Annotated in this window: 19 protein-coding genes; 11 read left to right on the top strand and 8 right to left on the bottom strand. The window is 64.6% G+C overall.

Features of this window, described 5'->3' with window-relative positions; genetic code table 11:
* Nucleotides 1-38 precede the first annotated feature (38 nt).
* Nucleotides 39-914 (top strand): LysR substrate-binding domain-containing protein, encoded by an 876-nt coding sequence (locus tag Q6A47_RS10815; protein ID WP_304484304.1) that lies wholly within the window; start codon nucleotides 39-41, stop codon nucleotides 912-914.
* 18 nt (nucleotides 915-932) lie between these two features.
* Here Q6A47_RS10815 and tam read toward each other — a convergent pair whose 3' ends face one another.
* Entirely contained in the window at nucleotides 933-1,709 is a 777-nt protein-coding gene (gene tam, locus Q6A47_RS10810; protein ID WP_304484303.1) for a trans-aconitate 2-methyltransferase, read from the bottom strand.
* Between the two features lie 165 nt (nucleotides 1,710-1,874).
* Here tam and Q6A47_RS10805 point away from each other — a divergent pair, with 165 nt between their 5' ends.
* Complete coding sequence (locus Q6A47_RS10805) at nucleotides 1,875-2,609, top strand: FecR family protein (RefSeq protein ID WP_162889506.1); 735 nt, start codon at nucleotides 1,875-1,877, stop codon at nucleotides 2,607-2,609.
* A 64-nt stretch (nucleotides 2,610-2,673) separates the two neighbouring features.
* On the opposite strand, the gene Q6A47_RS10800 is transcribed toward Q6A47_RS10805, so the two are convergent.
* On the bottom strand, nucleotides 2,674-4,086 hold the full coding sequence (locus Q6A47_RS10800; protein ID WP_039577013.1) for an amino acid permease: 1,413 nt from the start codon (nucleotides 4,084-4,086) through the stop codon (nucleotides 2,674-2,676).
* Nucleotides 4,087-4,419: 333 nt separating this feature from the next.
* On the opposite strand from Q6A47_RS10800, the gene Q6A47_RS10795 reads away from it, so the two are divergent.
* Complete coding sequence (locus Q6A47_RS10795) at nucleotides 4,420-5,835, top strand: aminotransferase-like domain-containing protein (RefSeq protein ID WP_039577012.1); 1,416 nt, start codon at nucleotides 4,420-4,422, stop codon at nucleotides 5,833-5,835.
* Between the two features lie 262 nt (nucleotides 5,836-6,097).
* Nucleotides 6,098-6,265, top strand: coding sequence for a hypothetical protein (locus Q6A47_RS10790; RefSeq protein WP_304484302.1), 168 nt, complete (start codon nucleotides 6,098-6,100; stop codon nucleotides 6,263-6,265).
* Between the two features lie 313 nt (nucleotides 6,266-6,578).
* Here Q6A47_RS10790 and Q6A47_RS10785 read toward each other — a convergent pair whose 3' ends face one another.
* The 4 genes from Q6A47_RS10785 to lexA are packed head-to-tail and all read right to left on the bottom strand — an operon-like array spanning nucleotide 6,579 to nucleotide 12,318.
* Nucleotides 6,579-9,680: an error-prone DNA polymerase gene (locus Q6A47_RS10785; RefSeq protein ID WP_304484301.1), complete on the bottom strand. Its 3,102-nt coding sequence runs from the start codon at nucleotides 9,678-9,680 to the stop codon at nucleotides 6,579-6,581.
* Complete coding sequence (locus Q6A47_RS10780; protein WP_304484300.1) at nucleotides 9,656-11,074, bottom strand: Y-family DNA polymerase; 1,419 nt, start codon at nucleotides 11,072-11,074, stop codon at nucleotides 9,656-9,658. The genes Q6A47_RS10785 and Q6A47_RS10780 overlap by 25 nt, the downstream gene beginning before the upstream one ends.
* Nucleotides 11,075-11,080: 6 nt before the next feature.
* Nucleotides 11,081-11,701 (bottom strand): translesion DNA synthesis-associated protein ImuA, encoded by a 621-nt coding sequence (gene imuA, locus Q6A47_RS10775; protein WP_116887992.1) that lies wholly within the window; start codon nucleotides 11,699-11,701, stop codon nucleotides 11,081-11,083.
* A complete protein-coding gene (lexA, locus tag Q6A47_RS10770) occupies nucleotides 11,701-12,318 on the bottom strand; it encodes a transcriptional repressor LexA (RefSeq protein ID WP_304484299.1) in 618 nt (205 codons plus the stop codon). The genes imuA and lexA overlap by 1 nt, the downstream gene beginning before the upstream one ends.
* A 94-nt stretch (nucleotides 12,319-12,412) precedes the next feature.
* Here lexA and Q6A47_RS10765 point away from each other — a divergent pair, with 94 nt between their 5' ends.
* Nucleotides 12,413-13,078 carry an HAD family hydrolase gene (locus tag Q6A47_RS10765; RefSeq protein WP_304484298.1) on the top strand — a complete coding sequence of 222 codons (666 nt, stop codon included), beginning with the start codon at nucleotides 12,413-12,415 and terminating at the stop codon, nucleotides 13,076-13,078.
* 25 nt (nucleotides 13,079-13,103) lie between these two features.
* On the opposite strand, the gene Q6A47_RS10760 is transcribed toward Q6A47_RS10765, so the two are convergent.
* Complete coding sequence (locus Q6A47_RS10760) at nucleotides 13,104-14,309, bottom strand: MFS transporter (protein WP_369811468.1); 1,206 nt, start codon at nucleotides 14,307-14,309, stop codon at nucleotides 13,104-13,106.
* A 325-nt stretch (nucleotides 14,310-14,634) separates the two neighbouring features.
* Between Q6A47_RS10760 and Q6A47_RS10755 the strand changes: the two genes are divergently transcribed.
* Nucleotides 14,635-16,329, top strand: a complete 1,695-nt coding sequence (locus Q6A47_RS10755) for a methyl-accepting chemotaxis protein (protein WP_369811467.1) — start codon at nucleotides 14,635-14,637, stop codon at nucleotides 16,327-16,329.
* Nucleotides 16,330-16,367: 38 nt separating this feature from the next.
* On the opposite strand, the gene Q6A47_RS10750 is transcribed toward Q6A47_RS10755, so the two are convergent.
* On the bottom strand, nucleotides 16,368-17,771 hold the full coding sequence (locus tag Q6A47_RS10750; protein WP_029613158.1) for a purine-cytosine permease family protein: 1,404 nt from the start codon (nucleotides 17,769-17,771) through the stop codon (nucleotides 16,368-16,370).
* Nucleotides 17,772-18,088: 317 nt separating this feature from the next.
* Between Q6A47_RS10750 and Q6A47_RS10745 the strand changes: the two genes are divergently transcribed.
* The 5 genes from Q6A47_RS10745 (at nucleotide 18,089) to Q6A47_RS10725 (ending at nucleotide 22,842) form a co-directional block, all read left to right on the top strand.
* Nucleotides 18,089-18,574 (top strand): flavin reductase family protein, encoded by a 486-nt coding sequence (locus Q6A47_RS10745; RefSeq protein ID WP_039576989.1) that lies wholly within the window; start codon nucleotides 18,089-18,091, stop codon nucleotides 18,572-18,574.
* 111 nt (nucleotides 18,575-18,685) lie between these two features.
* Nucleotides 18,686-19,729, top strand: a complete 1,044-nt coding sequence (locus Q6A47_RS10740) for an LLM class flavin-dependent oxidoreductase (protein ID WP_029613157.1) — start codon at nucleotides 18,686-18,688, stop codon at nucleotides 19,727-19,729.
* A gap of 145 nt (nucleotides 19,730-19,874) precedes the next feature.
* On the top strand, nucleotides 19,875-20,471 hold the full coding sequence (locus Q6A47_RS10735; protein ID WP_029613156.1) for an amino acid synthesis family protein: 597 nt from the start codon (nucleotides 19,875-19,877) through the stop codon (nucleotides 20,469-20,471).
* Nucleotides 20,472-20,530: 59 nt separating this feature from the next.
* Complete coding sequence (locus tag Q6A47_RS10730) at nucleotides 20,531-21,364, top strand: alpha/beta fold hydrolase (RefSeq protein WP_039576986.1); 834 nt, start codon at nucleotides 20,531-20,533, stop codon at nucleotides 21,362-21,364.
* Entirely contained in the window at nucleotides 21,361-22,842 is a 1,482-nt protein-coding gene (locus Q6A47_RS10725; protein WP_304484296.1) for an aldehyde dehydrogenase, read from the top strand. Before Q6A47_RS10730 ends, Q6A47_RS10725 begins: the two co-directional genes overlap by 4 nt.
* The last annotated feature ends 1 nt before the right edge of the window (nucleotide 22,843 follow it).

The raw sequence follows: 22,843 nt of genomic DNA, 5'->3' as shown, positions 1-22,843 counted from the left end.
CATAAGCCAAGCTTTCACTACTGTCGTTGGAGACGTCCATGTCGGTCTCGCATGCTCAGCTCAAAGCCTTCCACGCCGTCGCCCTGCATCACAACTTCACCCGTGCCGCCGAGTATCTGTGCCTGACCCAGCCTGCCGTCTCCGATCAAGTACGCAAGCTGGAAGAACGCTTCGGCATCCTGCTGTTCCAGCGCAACAAGCGCACCGTGGGGCTGACCGACCTGGGTGAGCGCCTGTTCGGCATCACTCGACGGCTATTTGCCTGCGAAGCCGAGGCCGTCGAGCTGTTGCAGGACTCACGCGCCCTGGACACCGGCAGCCTGGTGCTGGCGGTGGACGCGCCGGTGCATGTACTGCCGCAGATCGCACGCTTCTGTCAGCGTTATCCGGGCATCCAGGTCAAGGTCGAAACGGGCAACAGCGACCAGGCGCTGGCCCGGCTCTTTCGCTACCAGGCCGACTTGGCGCTGCTCGCCTGCGAGGTGACGGATGAACGGCTGTTCTGCCTGCCGATCCGCAGCGACCCGCTGGTGGCATTCGTTTCCGCCCAGCACCCCTGGACGACACGCGGCGCCCTCCGTCTTGCCGACCTGGACGACACGCCACTGGTGCTGCGCGAACCCGGCTCGGTGACCCGGCAGGTACTGGAAGAGGAAATGCAGCGCGCCGGCCTGCGCGTGCGCACGGCCATCGAGGTGCAAGGCCGCGAAGCCGCGCGCGAAGCGGTCGTGGCGGGAATTGGCGTGGGCGTGGTGTCGGCGGCCGAATTCGGCGCCGATGCCCGCTTGTGCGCACTGCCGATCGAGGACTGCCATCGGCGCTTGAGCGAAACCCTGGTGTGCCTCGATGAGCAGCGCTCGCGCCGGGTGGTGGCGACGTTCCTGCAGATGGTCCAGGAAAATGCCGAGGATTGATGCTCGCCGGCGCCGCACTTAGCGCGTGGCCACCACGAACAATCGTGGAAAGGGTAGCAGCACCTTGCCGTCGGTCGCGGCTGGGTAATCCTGCTGCATCGCTTGCAGGTACAACTGCAGGAACGCCGCGCGTTCGTCCTCATCCAGGCGCGCCAGGTAAGGCCGCAGACCCGAGCCCTTGAACCACTCCACCACCGCTTCGGCGCCACCGATCAGTGGGTGGTGATAGGTGGTGCGCCAGACGTCTACCCGTGCGCACAGCGGGCTGAGCAGGTCGTAGTAGAACGTGGCGCTGTGCCGTGGCGGCAGGGCGAAGTCGCTGAATTTTTCTTTCCACGGTCCTTGGCCGGCAATCTCGCGCATGCGCCGATGTGCAGGCTCGTCCAGGTTGTCAGGGGTCTGCACCGCCAGGCTGCCACCTTCGGAAAGCTGTTGCACCAGGTGTGGGTACAGCGCGCCATGCTCGGGCAGCCACTGCAAGGAGGCGTTGGCGAGAATCAGGTCCTGAGGTTCGGCGGCGTTCCAAAGCGCGATGTCCGCGACCTCGCAGCGTACCCGGGGCACCTTCAGACGGGCACGTTCACGGGCCTTGTCGATCATGTCCTGATCACTGTCCAACGCCAACACCAACGCATCACCGTACTGTTGCAGCAGCACTTCGGTGGAGTTGCCGGGGCCACAGCCCAGGTCGGTAGCGTGACGGACCGGGCGCGGCGGCACCGCCGCAAGCAAGTCGCGCACGGCGCGGGTGCGCTCGTTTTCGAACAACGAATACTGAGTGGCAGACCAGGCCATGGGCAGCTCCTTGGGCAGGGGGAAGTATCAGCATATGCCTTTCGGTGCTCGTCTGGGGTAAGTGCCGCACCGATTCGTTTCGTCAGAAACAGATCATGCCTGCGAAGGCTGGAACTGACAGGCGAAGGCGAAGGTCATCCGCTTAGTCCATACATGCTGCCAACCATGAAATCCTTGCGCTCCTCACCCCTTGCCTTGCCCATCGCTCTCCTCGCTCTGGTCGGCGCATCGCTGCTGCTCGCCTCGCCCTGGATGGGCCAAGGCTTCGACGTGTCGGATCTGTCCACCGATAGCCAGAACCGCCTGACCCGGCAACTGGAAGACGGCAGCCTGCTGACCCTGGATAACGGCTCGGCCGTGGATCTGGAGTTCGACAGGACGCAACGCCGCATCCACCTACTCAAGGGGCAACTGCTGCTGGAAGCGGCCAGGGGCGACACCCGACCGCTGTACATCGTCACCCCGTACGCCACCCTACGGCCACTGGACGCCACGCTGATCGTCGAACGGCTGCAGGACAGCAGCGAGGTGACCGTGCTCGACGGTCGGGTCGAATTCCAGGGCAATGATGGGCGCCTGTCACTGAACCGCAGTCATTACCTGCGCTTCGATGCCCAAGGCCACAGCACACCGATCAAGGCCGATGGTGGCGATGCCCAAGCGGCCTGGTATCTGGAACGCCTGCCGGGCACTGGCCAAGCGTTGAACGAAGTGCTCGAACGCCTGGCTCGACATCACCGTGGCGTGCTGCTGTTCAGCGCCGCCTCGCTGGCCGACCTGCGAGTGGCCGACGATCTGGCGCTGGACGACAGCGACGAGGCCTTGCAGTCGCTGGAAGCCGCGCTGCCCATCACGGTCAGCCACTACACCGACTGGATCACCGTGGTCAGGCGCCGCTAGCGGCCACATACAAAAACGCGGCCGACCCTGGGAGAGTCGACCGCGCGTGACGAGCGGCGAAACGTCAGTGACGCTTGGCGCTGCGGATCTGGTGCACGACGCCCATGGCCACCACGACGGCCGCGGCAATACCGGTGGACAGCACGATTTCCTGGTAGTCAGCCATGAACGCCATGGTCACCAGTGCGGCCACGATGAAGGCGATCACCAGGTAGGTCAGCCAAGGGAACAGCCACATCTTCAGGCGTACCTCGCGGCCTTCGGCAATCAGCTTGCGACGCATGCGCAACTGCGAGAAGGCGATCACCAGGTACACCAGCAAGGCGATCATGCCCGTGGTGTTCATCAGCGTGTCCAGGACATCCTTCGGACGCAGGGTGTCGCTGAAGTTGATGAGTGCGCAGAAAATCGCCACCACGCACGACCCCATGATCGCGTACACCGGCACGCCAGTACCGGCGCGGGTGATCTTGAAGAACGACGGTGCGTCGCCGCGCTGGGACAGCGAGAACAGCATGCGCGAGGCGGTGTAGTGGCCGGAAATCAGGCAACTGCTCACCGAGGTCAGCACCACGAAGTTCATCAGCAGTTCGGCATAGGGCACGCCCAGCAGTTCCAGGGTGCGACGGTAGGCGCCGTAGCCGGAAACGCCCAAATGCGGGTCGTTCCACGGCACCAGGCAGACGATCAGGAAGATCGAGCCGACATAGAACAGGCACACGCGCCAAACCACCGAGTTGGTCGCCTTGACGATCTGGGTGGCCGGGTCCTTCGCTTCGGACGCGGCAATGGTGACGATCTCGGCGCCGAGAAAGGCGAACATCACCCCGAGCAAGGCACCGATCACCGTGGTGATGCCGTTGGGCATGAAGCCTTCGGCGGTCAGGTGGGTAATCCCGCGCACCTCACCGAATTGCCAGATGTTCAGCACCGCCGCGGTACACACCACCAGGAAGCAGACAATCGCCACCACCTTGATCAAGGCGAACCAGAATTCGAACTCGCCGTAGTGCTTGACGTTGAAGAAGTTCACAGTGATCAGCAGCAAAGTGGTCGCCAACACGAACACGTTGACGCTGACGCCGGGGAAGAAACCGTGCAGGATCTTGCCCGCCACGTAGGCTTCCCAGGCCATGAGGATGACCCAGTACCACCAATACAGCCATCCGATGGTGAAACCGGCCCAGCGCCCGATGGCGCGGTCGGCGTAGGTGGAGAACGAGCCGGTGTCCGGCGAGGACGTCGCCATCTCGCCGAGCATGCGCATGATCAGCACCACCAGGATGCCGCCGGCGAGATACGCCAGGACAGCCGCTGGACCGGCGCTGTGGATCACGCTGCCGGAGCCGACGAACAAGGCGCCGCCGATCACCCCGGCGATCGACATCATCGTCAGGTGGCGCGACTTGAGCGAGGCACTGAGCTGGCTCTCGTGCCCGCCTTTCGCGGTGGTGGAGGATGTGGATGTTGCGTCCATCAGTTGTGTACCCCGTGTTTCTTTTTATCCAAGGAAAACTGTGAAACCCCGATGGTTATCGGCCTCACCTTTACATCAGCGCTAATGCGGGCAGGAGGTGTGAGAAACACACGCAGACCTTCCATGGCGGCCTGCTGACGCGTCCGAACGTGGCCGCTCGGACGTACTGAACGTGCTACATCTGGCGATATCTGACACCTAATGTAAAAATGTCCGACACAGAGAGCCATGCACAGTGGCATGAAATCCGCACTGCACTGTACAGGCCGCCCATGCAATACACCTGCGACACCGCGCAGGCGCCCGCCGCTCTGCACCCCTGAAGGCCCCCCCATGCTGCGACTACACCCCGACGCCCCTACCCCGCTGGTCAACCAGATCATCGACGGCCTGCGCGCACTCATCGACAACCAGACCCTCAAGCCCGGCGCCAAGGTGCCGTCGATCCGCGCGTTCGCCTCGACCTACTCGGTGAGCACCTTCACCGTCGTCGAAGCCTACGACCGTTTGGTGGCCCAAGGGCTGCTGGTCAGTCGCGGCAACGCCGGCTTCTTCGTCAGTCGCACGGCCGGCGAGGTGCTCGACGCCCAGACCCCGACCGCAGACGCAACCCGACCATCGTTCAACTCGGAATGGTACCTGCAGCAGATCTTCGAAACCCGCCAGTTGCCGTTCAAGCCCGGTTGCGGCTGGCTACCCAACGACTGGATGTATGAAGACGGCCTGCGCCGGGGCATGCGCCAGGTGGCCGGCAGTCCGCTGGAGCTGTCCGGCTACGGCGACCCGATGGGCCTGCCGGAGCTGCGCGCGCTCACCGCGCAGAATCTGCAGCAGGAGCTGTCGATCGTGGTCAACCCGGCGCAGCTGATGCTCACCCACGGCGCCAGTCAGGCACTGGACCTGGCGGTACGCACGCTGGTGCGCCCGGGTGACGTGGTGCTGGTCGACGACCCGGGCTATCCCAACCTGATGAGCATCCTGCGCTTTCAGGGTGCCACGCTGGTGGGGGTGCCGCGCACGCCGGCCGGCTATGACCTGGACCAACTGCAGCGGCTGCTGGCCGAACATCGACCGACGGTGTTCTTCACCCAGCCGCACCTGCACAGCCCAACCTGTTCGCGCACGCCGCTGGCGCAACTGCACCGTCTACTGCAACTGGCGTCGCAGCATGGGGTGCGCTTGGTGGAGAACAACTTGTATGCGGACATGATCGCCAATCCGCAGCCTTGCCTGGCCAGCCTCGACCACTTGCAGCAGGTGGTGTATGTGGGCAGCTATTCCAAGAGCATCTCGCCGAACGTGCGGGTCGGCTATCTGGTGGCTGAGTCGGAACTGATGCAAAGGTTGTTGCAGTTGAAGATGCGCTCGGGGCTGACCACCTCTCAGGTGATGGAGCGGGTGGTGTATGCGGCGGTGATCGATGGGCGCTGGCGCAAACACCTCAAGCGTCTGCGCCAGCGCCTGGCGCAAGCGCACCAAGTGGTCGGGGGGCGCCTGCAGAGGATGGGGTTCGAGCTGTTCACCGAGTCGGATGAGGGGATGTATATCTGGACGCGGCATCCGGGGATTCCTGATAGCGCGGCGTTGTTGGACGAGGCGCTCGAGGCGGGGGTGATGTTGGGGCCTGGGCAGTTGTTCATGGTCGATGCGGGGGTGACGGGGTGGATGAGGTTCAATGTGGCGTTTAGTTTGGATGAGGGGATGTGGGGGGTCTTGGAGCAGGTTGTTCGGGGGCGGTTGGGGTTGTAGGGGGGCTGGTGGTGTCTGCTATTTTTTTGTTGCATCTCTTTGATTTGTATTGGGTTTTAGTCACCTTTTCGCCTTTACGGCAACCCCCTTTTTTTCTTGGAAAAAAGGGGGGCAAAAACCGCTTGCTCCCGCATCCGGCCCCTGCGCTGCGCGCAGGGGTTCCCTCGCGCCGGCGTCGCTCCGGGAGGACCGCGCTTAGGGACCATCGTGGTCCCAAGCGCTTGACGGGCATCCATGCCCGTCACCTCCCTGCGCAACGCCTATGCTCGGCCTCCTGAGGTCGCGGTTGGCGGTGTTGGAGCTACCGCGCACTAAGATCAAGATCAAGGGCAACGGCAACCGCAACGGCAACGGCAACGGCAACGGCAACGGCAACGCCGATTTGATCGCGCAGCGCTCCAGAACATCTGCCCCACCGCCCAGCTTCTAAGCGCGCGCCAGTTCAGACGCCGCCCATCGCGACCTCAGGAGGCCAAGCAGAGGTGGCATGGAGGGGGTTGACGGGCATGGATGCCCGTCAAGCGCTTGGGGCCATGGATGGCCCCTAAGCGCGGTACCCCCGGAATGCCACCGGCGCGAGGGAACCCCGCAGCGCAGCGAAGGGGCCGTATGCGGGAGCAAGCGGTTTTTGCCCCTCTTTTTTCCAAGAAAAAAAGAGGGTCGCCGTAAGGGCGAAAAGGTGACTCAGCCTCAACAAAGCCACCGGATAAGCCCCCAAACCACCCGTCCCCTCCCCAAAAGAATCAATGAAAATCCCGGCTCCTAACCTCAAGCCCCTCCAACAACCCACTGACATCTTCAAGCCGCCGAGCAACAAGATGCAACACCCCTTTCTCCCGCTCCAACCTCCCCCTGACCTTCAACAACCGAGCCCCCACCAATACCCCCCGCTGCCGCTCCGCCAACTCCCGCCACACCACCACATTCAGCAACCCATGCTCATCCTCAAGCGTCACAAAGGTCACCCCGCTGGCAGTCTGCGGTCGCTGCCGCCCCACCACGATCCCAGCCACGGCAACCGCATCCCCATGCCCCAACGCCTCGAGCTCCACCAGACTGCGGCACCCCAACCCCCGCAAACGCCGTCGTAACAGAACCAACGGATGCGGTCCGAGCGTCGTACCCAACGAGGCATAGTCGGCAAACACCTCCTCAGCCACCGTCGGCACCGGCAATGACACCGCCGCTTCCGCCACAGGTTCGAGCCCTGCGAACAAGGGCAACTGCGCCTGCACAGCAGCCACCTGCCAGCGCGCCTGGTGCCGGTCCGCAGCCAGCGCCCTCAAGGCGCCAGCATCGGCAAGACGCGCGCGGGCGCGGCTGTCCAGGGCGGCACGCAAACACAAATCCTCGACATCGCGCCAGGCACGCTGCGCCCGCGCCTGCTCCAGACGCCGCGCATCCTCCTCGCTGAAGCCGCGGATCTGCCGCAACCCCAGACGGATCGCCAAGTCGCCGTCTTCCCTCAATTCCAACGTACAGTCCCATGCACTGTGGAACACATCCACCGCACGCACCTCAATGCCCTGCCGACGCGCGTTCTGCAACAACTGGTCGGGACTGTAGAAACCCATGGGCCAGCTATTGACCAACGCACAGGTGAAGATCGCCGGCTCATGGCACTTCAGCCAACTGCTGGCGTAGCACAACAAGGCGAAGCTGGCCGCATGGGATTCGGGAAACCCATAACTGCCGAAGCCCTTGATCTGCTCGAAGATGCGTTCGGCGAAGGCTGCTTCGTATCCGTTGCGCTGCATGCCTTCGAGCAGCCGCACACGATGTGGCTCCAGCCCGCCGTGTCGCTTCCATGCCGCCATGCTGCGACGTAATTGGTCGGCCTCGCCTGGGCTGTAGTCGGCCGCGACCATCGCCAGCTCCATCACCTGCTCTTGGAACAAAGGCACACCCAGGGTGCGTTCGAACACCGCTTCGAGTTTCTGCGACGGGTAACTGACAGGCTCATCGCCCATGCGACGACGCAAGTACGGGTGCACCATGTCGCCCTGGATCGGCCCAGGCCGCACGATGGCCACCTCGATCACCAGGTCATAGAAGGTGCGTGGCTGCAGGCGCGGCAGCATGGCCATCTGCGCCCGCGACTCGATCTGGAACACGCCCATGGTCTCGGCGCGGCTGATCATCGCATAGGTGGCCGGGTCTTCCTGGGGGATGGTGGCCAGGGTCAGATCACGACCCCGGTGCTGCCTGAGCAGGTCGAAGCAGCGACGCAAAGCGCTGAGCATGCCCAAGGCAAGCACATCGACCTTGAGTAAGCCGACCATGTCCAGGTCGTCCTTGTCCCACTGGATCACCGTGCGTTCGGGCATCGCCGCGTTCTCCACCGGCACCAGGCGATCCAGCGGTTGCTCGGAGATGACGAAGCCGCCGGGGTGCTGCGACAGGTGTCGGGGGAAGCCGATCAATTCGCCCGCCAACACCAGAATGCGCCGCAACCACGGGCTCTGCGCCTCGAAGCCGGCCTCGCTCAGGCGTTGCGCGTCGGGTATGCGGTCGCTCCAGCGTCCGCAGCACTGAGCCAGGGCATCGATCTGGTCGGCCGGCAAGCCCAGCACCCGGGCCACATCGCGTACCGCACCGGCAGCATGGTAGGTACTGACCACCGCAGTCAGTGCTGCGCGATGACGACCATACCGGCGAAACACGTACTGGATGACCTCTTCACGCCGGTCGTGCTCGAAGTCCACGTCGATGTCCGGCGGCTCATTGCGTTCGCGTGACAGAAAACGCTCGAACAGCAGGTGATGGCGGGTGGGGTCCAGCTCGGTGATGCCCAGCACGAAGCACACCACTGAGTTGGCGGCAGAGCCCCGGCCCTGGCAGAGAATGCCTTGGCGTCGAGCGAAGGCGACGATGTCGTGCACCGTCAGGAAGTAGCTTTCGTAGCCCAGTTCTTCGATCAAGGCCAATTCGCGTTGCAACGCCTGATGAACCTCGTCTTCGGCGCCGTTTGGCCAGCGTTCCGGTACGCCCTGCAGGCACAGGTGACGTAACCAGGTGGCGGGGGTATGGGTGTCTGGCACCAACTCGCGCGGGTACTGATACTTGAGCTCGCTCAGGTCGAACCGGCAACGCTCGGCGATGACCAGGGTCTCGGCCAACAGTGGCGCGGGATACAGCTGAGCGAGTTGATCGCGGCTGCGCAAATGTCGCTCGCCGTTGGGGTACAGGTAGCGGCCTGCCTCAGCCACCTTGCAGTGCTGGCGGATGGCGGTCATGCAGTCCTGCAAGGCCCGGCGACCGCGCACATGCATGTGCACATCGCCGCAAGCCACGAGCGGTAATTGCAATTGCTGCGCGAGAAGCTGGACTGCTCGCAGGCGCTGATCGTCGTCGGGGCCACGGTGCAGGTGCAGCGCCAGCCACAAGCGCTCGGGAAACAGGCGCTGCAACCAATCGGCATCGGCATGATCGGCGAGTGAATCGGCAACCCACAGCGCCAGCAGACCTTGGGTGCGATGCTCCAAGTCCTCGGCAAGCAATTGATACTCGCCCTTTTCAGCCCGGCGCCGCGCACGGGTGATCAGCGCACAGAGATTCTGGTAGCCCTCGAGGTTTTCGACCAGCAGCACCAGGCATGGCCCGTCGTGCATCCGCACTTCGCTACCGACGATCAGCCGCACGCCGTGCTCGCGGGCCGCCTGCCAGGCCCTGACGATACCGGCCAAGGTGCATTCGTCGGTGATCGCCAGGGCCTGGTAACCCTGCTCACCTGCCCGACGAAACAGCTCGTCGGCACTTGAGGCGCCGCGCTGGAAGCTGAAGTTCGACAGGCAGTGCAGCTCGGCGTATTCGGGCGGCGTCATGCGAACCAGCCCTGCAGCCACAAGGGTCCAGGCTGCGCGAGATCGCGATAGGCCCAGCCGCGCAAGCCGTCGCGGGTTTCGATGCGGTAGTAGTCGCGGCGCACGTCGCCACCGTCCCACCAGCCCGACTCGATGCGTTCGGCCTTGCCCAACCAGTGCACACCCGATTCGGGCAAGGCTTGAGCCTGGCTCAGCAGCCAGCCAGGACGGCTGCCAGGGATGACCACAAGGCCGCTCGCCGCGCCCTGCTCCGCTGTCTGCCAAGCGTGTTCCGGACGATGATCGGCAGCGGCGCACAGGCTCTTGACCGCCTCGTCGCCCAAGCGGGCGCGCAGACGCTCGCGCAATTGCTCCCAGGGCTGGGCCTGCTGCGCACGCGGGTCGAACAACGCTCGGTGCTGGGGCACGAACGCTGGCAGGTCCTCGGCCAGCAAGCGCAAGGTGCGCACTGGGGCGGCAATACGCAAGGGCTCGAGGCGACCACGCGCCAGCTCGAACAACATCGCAGGCTCCCGCTCGGCAGCCAGCAGGCCAACCTTGAGTACGGTGTCCGGACCTTCGACATGCTCCAGGTGCAGCTCGAAGCGCTGCACGCCACAGTCACGTCCGGCAAGAAAGGCTGCCAGGTCGTTGATCAGCCGGCGCAACGGAAACAGCAACGCCTGATGCGACTCGACATCGAAATTCAATTCCAGCCGTGACTCGAAGCGATCAGGCGGCTGATAGAAATCCAGGCCAAGGGCACGCAGGCCGAACAGGTGATCCAGGTGTAACTGCACACTGGCGGCGAAGCGTCGGGCCACGGCATCGCGAGGCAAAGCCTGCACCTGCGCGAGTCGATGCAGGCCCATGCGGGACAACGCCTGGGCAGCCTCGGTCGGCAAACCGACGCGGTCCAGCGGCATGTTCGCCAACGCGGCGCGGGTCTGCTCGGGGCAGGTCAGCGCGAGGCCATCGTGACCGTTTGCCAGCATGCGAGCGGCCACTGGATTGCTCGCCAGCACGATGCGATGGCGCAGGCCCAACGCCTGCAGCTCTTCGCGCAGTCGCGCCTCGAAACGTGACCAGGGGCCGAACAATTGCAGGCTCGAGCCCACTTCCAGCAGCAGTGCGCGTGGGTAGTGCAGGCTGACCTGGGCGCTGAAGCGGTAGGCCCAGGCTGCCAGCAGTTGCTGGACCTGCTCGATGCGCGCCGGTTCCACCTCGACACAGGTGAATCCTTCGGCCAAGGCGCGGGCGGCGGTCAGCGTCTGGCCCGCACGCAGCCCCAGCGCTGCGGCGGCGCCATTGACCGCTTGCAACACCCGACGCTGCGCGGGACCGGCCAACAGCACCAGCGGCGCATCGGCGTCGTCGCGTCCGCGCAGGACGGTGTCCAGCGCCAGTTGCGGCAGCAGGATGCAAGCCCAGAGCATGGCGCATCAACCTCGCCCGGCAGTGCTGATGGGGGCCGCAGGCACCAGGCCACCGCGGCACTTGAGCACCCGCCACTGCGCCGGGCGGGTATCGATAGCGATGCGCAGGGCCGCAGGCGATGGGTTGTGTGCCGCCTGTTGCGGGCGACAGGCGAACGCCAGCGCCTCACCGGTTTCGGCAGCCACCTGCAAGCGACGCAAGGCGCGATCGTCGACCCGCTCCGGCCAGCACAGCACCGCCGCACAACTGCCCGAACGCAGGCATTGCTCGGCAGCCCAGAGCGCTTCGTCCGGTTTGGCCTCGACCTGCGCCAGCCAGCGCAGGTCGACCCCGGCGGCCTGCCAGGCCGGGGCATAGGGAATGAACGGCGGCGCCACCAGCAGCACCCGCCCGCCCTCACCGCTCAGGCGCGCCAACGTCGGCCACAACAAGTGCAACTCGCCGCAGCCCGGGCTGGCCAGCAGCAGTTCACTGAGCGCCGCCGGTGGCCAGCCGCCTTCGGGCAAGCGTGCATCCAGGTCGGCATGACCGGTGGGCTGCAGGCCCAGGGCACGGGGCTGAGCCTGTCGCCCGCGCCAGACACGACGCTGGTCGAGCAGCCCGTCGAGATCGACCACCGCGCCCATCAGTCACGCCTCACCAGGCCACAGAACACCCCTTCGATGCAGAAGTCGTGCTCGGGGCCGACCTCCATAGCAGCATAGGCCGGGTTGCGCGGCAGCAGCCGATACCCACCGTTGACCCGCTCCAGCCGCTTGATGGTGACCTCGCCGTCGAGCCGGGCGACGACGATCTGCCCGTCGCGGGCCTCGGCCTGCTGCAGGATGCCCACCAGATCGCCATCGAGTATGCCGTCGCCGATCATCGAGTCGCCGCGCACCTTCAGCAGATAGTCCGGTGTGCGCCGAAACAGGCTGGGGTCGATCAGCAGTTGCTCGTGGATGTCCAGATCCGGCCCGATCGGCGCACCGGCGGCCACCCGACCGAGCACCGGCAACTCCAGCACCTGCGGACGGCGCGCGGGTTGGGCCAGGCGAATGCCTCGCGCCTGGTTGGGCGTGACCTCGATGAACCCCGCCTGATGCAAGGCGCTGATGTGCTTGCGGGCCACACTCCGCGAAGCGAAGCCGAAGCGCTGGGCGATGTCGGCCAGACTCGGTGGCTGACCGTGTTCGGCGATGCGTTCACGGATAAAGTCGAGGATGGCGCGGCGTTTGGGAGTGAGCGTATTCATGGAGCACATTTGTACTCTTTTCGTAAAACACTGAACAGCCCCCTTCGTCGCCACATTGGTTATAGTGGCCGCTGAATTGTTTCTTCACCTGACAGGAAGCCCGATGCTGACCGCCCTGCTGTTCGACCTCGACGGGACCCTTACCGATACCGACACCCTGCACCTGCAGGCCTTTCGCAAGCTGCTGCACGATCACGACGGTCGCGAATTGACCCAGGCACAGTTCAACGAACAGGTCAGCGGTCGCTCCAACGGCCTGCTGTTCAAGGAACTGTTCCCTCAGGCCGATGCCGCCCAATGCCAGGCCTTGGCCGAACGCAAGGAGGCACTGTTCCGCGAGCTGTCGCCCCGCCTCGAACCCCTGCCCGGTCTGCTGCCCCTGCTGGCGCACGCCGAGCAGCAAGGCCTGGGCATGTGCGTGGTCACCAATGCGCCACGCCTGAATGCCGAACACATGCTTCAGGCCCTGGGGCTGATCGAACGCTTCGAGCATGTGCTGGTGGCTGACGAGCTGGCGCGGCCCAAGCCCGATCCCCTGCCCTATCTCACTGGCCTGCAACGCCTGAACGCCAAGGCCGAGCAGGCGCTGGCCTTCGAGGATTCGCTGCCGGGCGTGAAAGCAGCGGTCGATGCCGGCATCTTCACCGTGGCCCTGGCCACCACCCAGCCGGCCGAGCGCCTGCTGCAGGCGGGGGCAGGACTGGTGATCGACGATTACCAGGACCCGCGCCTGTGGACACTGATCGAGTCCATGCAAGCCAACGCCTGATGCACCAATGCCAGGGGCGCAGCGCTCAACCCCGAGCGCGTCGCCCCTGTATCAGGAAGACCAACAGCCCGATTGCCGGCAACGCCGCGCCCACCAGCACTACGCCCGTCCAGCCGTAACCGGCGTAAACGGCGCTGGCCACCGCCGAGCCGAGGGCTCCGCCAATGAAGATACTGGTCATGTACAGGGCATTGAGCCGTCCACGGCTGGCCGGATCCAGTGCATACACCTCGCGTTGACCGATCACCATGTTCATCTGCACGGCAAAATCCAGCAGCACACCGGTCAGCGCCAGGCCCACCACACTCGCCCCCGGCGCTGTCAGCCCGAACAGCAGCGACAGCGGTGCCAGCGTCAGGGCCAACAGGGTGCCCAGACGCGCATGGCCCGCGTCGGCCATGCGCCCGGCAATCGGCGCGGCGATCGCGCCCACCGCGCCGATCAGGGCGAATACGGCGATCTGGCTCTGCGACAAACCGTGCTCCTGCGTCAGCGCCAGGGGTACGGCAGTCCAGTACAGGCTGAACCCACCGAACATCAGCGCCTGATACAACGCGCGCTGTCGCAACGCCCGGTGGCGCCGCAACAGCCCGACCAACGAGGCCATGAGCGCCGCATAACTGGCCCTGTGCTCAGGCACCCGACGCGGCAAGGTCAGTGCCAGCAACAGCACCATCGCCGCCATCAGCCCCGCGGCCGCGATGAATACGGCACGCCAGCCGAAATGGTCGGCGATCAGGCTCGATAGCGGACGCGCCAGCAGAATCCCCAGCAGCAGACCGCCCATGATGTTGCCCACCACACGCCCGCGTTGATGCTCCGGTGTCAGGTGGGCCGCCAGCGGAATGAGCATCTGCACCGACACCGAACTGAAGCCGATCAGCAAGGCATAGGCCAGGAACAGATGGCCCTGCCCCTGGCCGCTGCTGCCGGCCAGCAACAGGCTGACGCACGCCAGTACAGCCGTGGCGATCATCAGCCGGCGGTTCTCCAGCAAGTCGGCCAGCGGTACCAGCAGCAGCAGGCCCAGGGCATAGCCGATCTGGGTGAGCGACACGATCAGGCTGGCGCGCTCGGTGGACAGCCCCAGGTCCGGCGCGATCAGGCCGACGATGGGCTGGGCGTAGTACAGGTTGGCGACGATGGCGCCGCAGCAGAACGCGAGCAGTATCACCAGACCTCGGCTGATCGGCGCTGCGGCGGGTGAAGTCAAGGTGCGGGGACTTGTCATGGTCAGGTTCATACCGGGCGGAGTATGCCGCGCACCTTAGCGGCTACGCGGCGCGGAGGAAACCATGAGGGCGCGAGATGCGCGAAGTGGCTGACTGCGACCCAAGGTCGCGGCGGGCCATAGACGCAAAACTGGCTTTAGAACACCGCAAAGTGGTCACTGAACCGATAAAAGCTGACAGATTCGTCAAAAAATGACGTATCAGTTTGTAAACGTTGTTACATCGAACAAGTGGTCACGAATCGTGGCGACATGGCATCATTGACGTCAAAAATCTTACACATCGTGACGAAAGCATACTTTGCCGTAGGTCACCCGGCGCCAGATGTGTTGCCTAGATCCCGCGACACGCCGGCCACCGAGGGCCTGCCTGCCACATCCAAGGAGTAGCGAGATGCAGTTAAGGAATATGAAGATCGGAATCAGGGCGGCGTGTGTCTTCGCACTGCTGGGCGTGCTGGTGCTGATCATGGGCCTGGTCGCCCTGTACGAGACCCGGCGCATGGACAGCGCCACCGACGAAATCCGCGTGACCTGGATGCCGGCGATCATCGCCCTCAATGAGGTCGGTACCAGCCTGGGCCGGGCCCGTGCACTCACCTTGCGCAGCGTGATCGAAGAAGACCCCACCGCACGCCAAGCCACGCTCAGCCACATCGGCGACATCAACAACGAGCTTGCCGAAGGTATCAAGACCTACGAGGCTACCATCGAGGAACAGGACGACCGCGCCCTGTTCAACACCTTCACCCGCTTGTCCGAGCGCTACCACGGCCTGCAGAAGTCCATCCGCGAGGCTGCCGCCAATGGCGATATCGCCCAGGCCCAGCGCCTGGTCAACGGCCCGCTCGCCGAATACGCCGACACCATGATGAAAGCCCTCGGCGAGTTGATGCAGTACAACACCAACGGCGCGGACAAAGCCTCTCAACTGAGCAGCGACACCTACGACGAAGCCTTCCTGCTGATCGTCGCCGCGCTGGTCACCATTCTCATCGCCCTGGCCGCCATCGCCGTGTTGCTGACCCGCAGTATCGTGCTGCCCTTGGGCGAGGCCGTGCGGGTAGCCGAACGCGTGGCCACCGGTGACCTCACCCAAGAGATTCACATCGTCGGCCGTGACGAGCCGGCCTTGCTGCTGCGCGCCCTGAGCCGCATGCAGCAGAACCTGCGCGACACCATTCGGCAGATCGCAGCGTCCTCCGACCAACTGGCCTCGGCCTCCGAAGAGCTGCACACGGTCACCGAAGACACCAGCCGCGGCCTGCACCAGCAGAGTGCCGAGATCGATCAGGCGGCCACTGCCGTCAACCAGATGACGGCGGCGGTAGAAGAAGTGGCGAACAACGCGGTCAGCACAGCCGACGCGTCCAAAGGCGCCGACCAGACCACCCGCGACGGCCGCGATCAGGTCAACCAGGCCTTGAGCTCGATCCAGCATCTGGTCGAAGACGTTACCGGCACCTCCAGCGAGATCGAAGCACTGGCCACCAGCGCCAATGAGATCAGCCGCGTGCTGGATGTGATTGGCTCGATTGCCGGGCAGACCAACCTGCTGGCACTCAACGCGGCCATCGAAGCGGCGCGCGCGGGCGAAGCCGGACGCGGCTTCGCCGTGGTGGCCGACGAGGTGCGGGCACTGGCGCACCGCACGCAGCAGTCCACGGCGGAAATCGAACAGATGATCGGCGGTATCCAGACCGGCACCGAGCGCGCCGTCGGTTCGATGCACAGCAGTCAAGGGCGTGCCAGCGGCACCTTGGAAGTGGCCCAGGCCGCCGGCCAGGCGCTGGAGTTGATCGCCGAGGCCATCGCGGCGATCAACCAGCGCAATCTGGTGATCGCCAGTGCTTCGGAACAGCAAGCGCAGGTGGCGCGCGAAGTGGACCGTAATCTGGTCAACATCCGTGACCTGGCGATGCAGACCTCGGCGGGAGCCAACCAGACCAGCGCGGCGGCGCAGGACCTATCGCGCCTGGCGGTGGAGTTGAATGGGATGGTGGCGCAGTTCAAAGTCTGATTCAGAGAGACCGGGGCCGCCCTGCGGCCCCTGGCGCTTCATTCATTTACCCGCACCACCCTCCCCGCCTTCACCGGCTGCCCGCGCGTGGCCAGGCAGTAGTAAAGCGGCACGGTCACCAGCAGACCGAACAACCACGACAAGTCCGCACCTTCGACAAGATTCGAGTAGGGCCCCACATACAGCGCGGTATTGGCGAACGGCAACTGCACCAGAATCCCGCACACGTAGGCGACGATGGCGTGATGGTTGAAGCGTCCATAGATGCCCCCATCAGCGCGGAAGAACGAGGCGATGTCGTACACGCCCTTCTTGATCAGGTAGAAGTCCACCAGGTTGATCGACGCCCAGGGCACCAGCACCAGCAGCAGTGCCAGGATCAGGCCGATGAACTGACCGATGAAGCCGGCCGAGGCGTTGAGTGCCACCAGCGCACAGCCCAGCAGAATCAGCGAAGCCAGCACCACCCGCACGCGCACGCTCGGCGTCCACCGAGCGGCGAACGTCTGGATCGCGGTGACGATCGACAGCACCGCCCCGTACAGATTCAGCGCGTTGTGACTGACGATGTTGAGCAGGAACAGCACCATCAGAATCGGTCCGAGCCAGCCGGTGGCCTGCTTCACCGCCTCCATGGCATCGGTGCCTTCGGGCACGCACAACACCGCCACCGCGCCAAAGCTGAAGCACAGGATAGTGCCCAGGGTGGCGCCGAAGTAGGTCGCCCAGAATGGCTTGGCGATGCCGATTTCCTTGGGCAGATAGCGCGAGTAGTCCGAGGTGTAGGGCGAGAAGCTGATCTGCCAGATGGTACCCAGCGACACGGTGGCGATGAAGCCCGACAGGTTGAAGGCGCCGCGGCTGTAGAAGTCGGCCGGCAGGTCCTGGGCGAACATCATGATGAAGCCGGCCAGCAGCGCCGAACCCATCACCCAGGTGCCGATGCGGTTCAGGCTATGGATGAAGCGATAGCCGATCACCCCGATGGCCGTAGCGCTCAGGGCGCCGATCACGATCGCGCTCGGCATCGGCACGCTCGGGGCGATGCCATGGATCGACTTGCCCGCCAGGACGATATTGGAAATGAAGAAGCCGACGTAGATCAACGCGGTGAAGAACACGATCAGCAACGCGCCGTAGCGCCCGAACTGACCGCGGCTCTGCACCATCTGCGGAATGCCCAGCTGCGGTCCCTGCGCAGAGGCCAGGGCGATGACGATACCGCCCAGCAGATGCCCCATCACGATGGCGACCAGACCCCACATCAGGTTCAGGTGAAACACCTGGATCACCATCGCGCCGGTGACGATCGGCAGGGGGGCGATGTTGGTGCTGAACCAGAGGGTGAACAGGTCGCGCGCCTTCCCGTGGCGCTCGGAGGGGGGAACATGATCGACCGTATGATTTTCGACAAACTGGTGTTGCGACGACGGTTGGGACATAGGATTTCAGCTCGAAAGGATCATTTTTATCGTTGTATGGAAACCGCTCTGGGCGGCCTCTCAGCTGAAGACCATATTATGGTATTCCAAACTTTTGACAACACTGCTCCGCACTTTTTCGGCGCACCTGATCCGTTTAGCGCCTCACGCCAGGGCAGTCGCCTAGCCCAGCGGACCAGTGATTACGGGCTTTGCACCGTTCATCGCCGCCCCTGGGTCGCGGAAAAATTCGCTTGCAATATAGGTATTACGGTATACCATCAGACACATCAACGATAAAAACCGCGGACCACCGCACGCCCCATCGAGGTAACGCCATGATCGACGCAACCCTCTATAAGCACGTCCTGGGCTCCTTCCCCTCCGGCGTCACCGTCATCACCACCCTGGACGACGACGGCTCGGTCGTCGGCCTCACTGCCAGCGCTTTTTCCTCCCTGTCGATGGACCCGCCGCTGGTGCTGTTCTGCCCCAACTACAGCTCCGACTCCTACCCCGTGCTAATCAAGCAGAAGCGCTTCGCCATTCATCTGCTCTCCGGCGATCAGCAGGCCGAAGCCTATGCGTTCGCGAAAAAGGGCAAGGACAAGGCCAACGGCATCGAGTGGACCCTGAGCGCCTTGGGCAATCCCCTGCTGACCGGTGCCACGGCGATCATCGAGTGCGAGCTGTGGCGCGAATACGAAGGCGGCGATCACGCCATCATGGTGGGCAAGGTGCACAACCTGATCGTCCCCGACGAGGCCCCCAGCCCGATGATCTATTGCCGCGGCAAGATGGCCAGCCTGCCCGCGCTCGCCTGACACCACCTGCCTGAGCGAGCGACAGGGGTCTCACCTGAGCACACGGCCCGAGCCGTTGTCATCCGCCCCCTGCCCCGCCAGGCGACCACCACTCGCTCCGAGGAAAACCCCATGAAATTTTCGCTGTTCGTGCACATGGAACGTTGGGATGACCAGGTCAGCCACCGCCAGCTGTTCGAGGATCTGACCGAACTGACCCTGATGGCCGAGCGCGGCGGATTCAGCACGGTCTGGATCGGCGAACACCACGCCATGGAATACACCATCTCGCCAAGCCCAATGCCGCTGCTGGCCTACCTGGCCGCCCGCACCGAAACCATTCGCCTGGGCGCCGGCACCATCATCGCGCCGTTCTGGAACCCGATCCGCGTGGCGGGCGAATGCGCCCTGCTCGATGTCATCAGCAACGGCCGCATGGAAGTGGGCCTGGCCCGCGGCGCCTACCAGTTCGAGTTCGACCGCATGGCCGGCGGTATGCCCGCCACCGACGGCGGCAAGGCCCTGCGCGAAATGGTCCCGGCGGTGCGCGCGCTGTGGCAGGGCGACTACGCCCACCAAGGCGAGGTGTACAACTTCCCCACCTCGACCAGCGTGCCCAAGCCGGTACAGGCGGGCATGCCGCCGATGTGGATCGCTGCGCGCGACCCGGACTCGCACAACTTCGCGGTCAAGCATGGCTGCAACGTCATGGTCACCCCATTGATGAAGGGCGACGAGGAAGTGCTGGACCTGAAAAACAAGTTCCAGGCCGCTCTGGATAACAACCCCGAGGTGCCACGCCCGCAACTGATGGTGCTGCGCCACACCCACGTGCACAGCCCGGCCGACCCGGACGGCTGGAAAGTCGGCGCCCAGGCCATCTCGCGCTTCTACCGCACCTTCGACGCCTGGTTCGGCAACAAGACCACGCCGGTCGATGGTTTCCTGGAGCCGAGCCCGGAGTCCAAGTTCGCCGAAGTGCCGGCGTTCGCGCTGGACAACATCCGCAAGAACACCATGATCGGCACCCCCGAAGAAATCATCGCGCGCATCCGCTACTACCAGGCGTTAGGTGTCGATGAGTTCAGCTTCTGGTGCGACAACAGCCTGCCGCACGAAGAAAAGCGCAAGTCGCTGGAGCTGTTCATCAAGGAAGTGGTCCCGGCCTTTGCCTGAGACAGGCCGTCACAAGCGGCAGGTTGATCGCAGCCTGCGTTGACTTGCCGCTTGAAGCTCGCCATTTGGCACTTCCATAATTGGTATTATGGTATACCATAAGACAAACTGATTAATCGCTGACTTTCCTCACCAGGAGCCCCCCATGAGTTTCGAAATCCGCAAGATCGTCACCTACTCCGAAGAAACCCGCATCGAAGGCGGCAAGGCCACCGACAAGCCAGTGACCATGGTCGGCCTGGCCGTGGTGATCAAGAACCCATGGGCCGGTCGCGGTTTCGTTGAAGACCTCAAGCCAGAAATCCGTGCCAACTGCTCCGAGCTGGGCGCCCTCATGGTCGAGCGCCTCACGGCAGCCATCGGCGGCGCGGACAAGATCGAAGCCTACGGCAAGGCAGCGGTAGTGGGTGCCGACGGCGAGATCGAGCACGCCTCGGCGGTGATCCACACCCTGCGTTTCGGCAATCACTACCGCGAGGCCGTGCAGGCCAAGAGCTACCTGAGCTTCACAAACAAGCGCGGCGGCCCTGGCACTTCGATCCAGATCCCGATGATGCAAAAGGACGACGAGGGCCTGCGTTCGCACTACATCACCCTGGAAATGCAGATCGAAGACGCCCCGCGCGCCGACGAGATCGTCGTGGTCCTGGGCGCAGCCGACGGCGGCCGCCTGCATCCGCGCATCGGTAACCGCTATATCGACCTGGAAGAACTGGCGGCCGAGAAAGCCAGCGCCCAATAACGACCTGCACACCGGCCGCAGCGACGCGTCGACGCTGCGGCCTTCAAGGAGCACCACCCATGATTCAGCCTGTCGCTGAACGTACACCGGCCGGGACCAGCTACCTGAGCCTCGGCCAGGGCCAACCCGTGGTGCTGATCCACGGCGTGGGCCTGAACAAGGAAATGTGGGGCGGACAATTCGTCGGCCTGGCCGCCGATTACCGGGTCATCGCCTACGACATGCTCGGCCATGGCCAGAGCGCTCGCCCCGCTGTCGATACCGACCTGCAAGGCTACGCCGCGCAACTGGTCGAGCTGCTCGATCATCTGCAGATCGCCCAGGCCACCGTGATCGGTTTCTCCATGGGCGGGCTGATCGCCCGCGCCTTCGCCCTGCACTATCCGCAGCGGCTGTCGGCGCTGGTGGTGCTCAACAGCGTGTTCAACCGCAGCCCCGAGCAAAGCGCCGGGGTCATTGCCCGCGCCGCCCAGGCCGCCGAACTGGGCCCGGACGCCAACGTCGATGCGGCGCTGGAGCGCTGGTTCAGCCGTGAATACAAGGCCGCCAATCCGGCCCAGGTCGCGGCCATCCGTCAGGTGCTGGCCGGCAACGACCCGCAGGGCTACCACACCACCTATTCGCTGTTCGCCACACAGGACATGTACCGCGAAGCCGACCTGGGCAGCATCCAGGTGCCGACGCTGATCGCCACCGGCGAGCTCGACACCGGTTCCACCCCGGCCATGACCCGCCAGCTTGCCGCGCGCATTCCCGGCGCCCGCAGCGTGGTGCTGGCCGAGCAACGGCATATGATGCCGGTGGAAGCCCCACGTGACGTCAACCGCATGCTGCTGGACTTCCTGCGCGAAGCGCGCACCCTCACCGAATCCGCCAAGGGGATAGTTGCATGACCCTCGTTCGTTTCCAGATGTGCATCGACGGCCAGTGGCGCGATGCCCAGAGCGGCAAGACCTTCGACAGCCTCGATCCGTCCACCGCCCAGGCTTGGGCGCAATTGCCCGATGCCGACGCGCAGGACGTCGAACTGGCCGTGCAGGCCGCCCAACGCGCCTTCGACAACCCGGCCTGGCGCGGCCTCACCGCCACTGCGCGCGGCAAGTTGCTGCGCCGCCTCGGCGACCTGATCGCCGAGAACAAGGAACACCTGGCGCAACTGGAAAGCCGTGACAACGGCAAGCTGATCCGCGAGACCCGCGGCCAGGTCGGCTACCTGCCGGAGTTCTTCCACTACACCGCCGGTCTGGCCGACAAGCTCGAAGGCGGCACCCTGCCGCTGGACAAGCCCGACCTGTTCGCCTACACCGTGCACGAGCCGATCGGCGTGGTAGCGGGCATCATCCCGTGGAACAGCCCGTTGTACTTGACCGCGATCAAGCTGGCCCCGGCACTGGCCGCCGGTAACACCATCGTCCTCAAGCCGTCAGAGCACGCCTCGGCGACCCTTCTCGAACTGGCCCGCCTGGCCCTCGAGGCAGGCTTCCCTGCGGGCGTGGTCAACGTGGTGACGGGCTACGGCCCCAGTGCCGGTGCCGCCCTCACCCGTCACCCGCTGGTGCGCAAGATCGCCTTCACCGGCGGCGCCGCCACGGCCCGCCATGTGGTGCGCAGCAGTGCCGAAAACTTCGCCAAGCTGTCGCTGGAACTGGGCGGCAAGTCGCCCAACATCATCTTCGCCGACGCCGACCTGGACAGTGCCATCAATGGCGCGGTCGCAGGTATCTACGCCGCCTCCGGGCAAAGCTGCGTGGCCGGTTCGCGCCTGCTGGTGCAGGACGAGATCTTCGATGAGTTCGTCGCACGCCTGATCGAGCGCGCCAAGCGTATTCGTATCGGCAACCCGCAGGACGAGGCCAGCGAAATGGGCCCCATGGCCACGGCCCAGCAACTGGCGGTGGTGGAAGGCCTGGTGGCTGCGGCCCAGGCCGAAGGCGCCAAGCTGCGCCTGGGCGGCAAGCGCGCCGAGGTCGAGGGCGACGGCTGGTTCTACGAACCGACCCTGTTCGAATGCGACAGCCATTCGATGACCATCATGCAAGAGGAAGTGTTTGGCCCGGTCGCGGCAGTGATCCGCTTCAAGACCGAGGAACAGGCCCTGGCCATGGCCAACGACTCGCAGTTCGGCCTGGCCGCCGGCATCTGGACCCGCGACCTGGGCCGAGCCCATCGCCTGGCGCGCGACGTGCGCTCGGGCATCATCTGGGTCAACACCTATCGCGCCGTTTCGGCCATGGCGCCGATCGGCGGTTTCAAGAACAGCGGCTACGGCCGTGAGAGCGGCATCGATTCGGTGCTCGCCTATACCGAGCTGAAGACCGTGTGGATCAACTTGTCCACCGCGCCGATGCCCGATCCGTTTGTGATGCGTTGAA

The organism is Pseudomonas boreofloridensis, from assembly GCF_030580795.1.
Classification (GTDB): Bacteria; Pseudomonadota; Gammaproteobacteria; order Pseudomonadales; family Pseudomonadaceae; genus Aquipseudomonas; species Aquipseudomonas boreofloridensis.
This window is presented reverse-complemented; position numbering and strand designations above follow the sequence as displayed.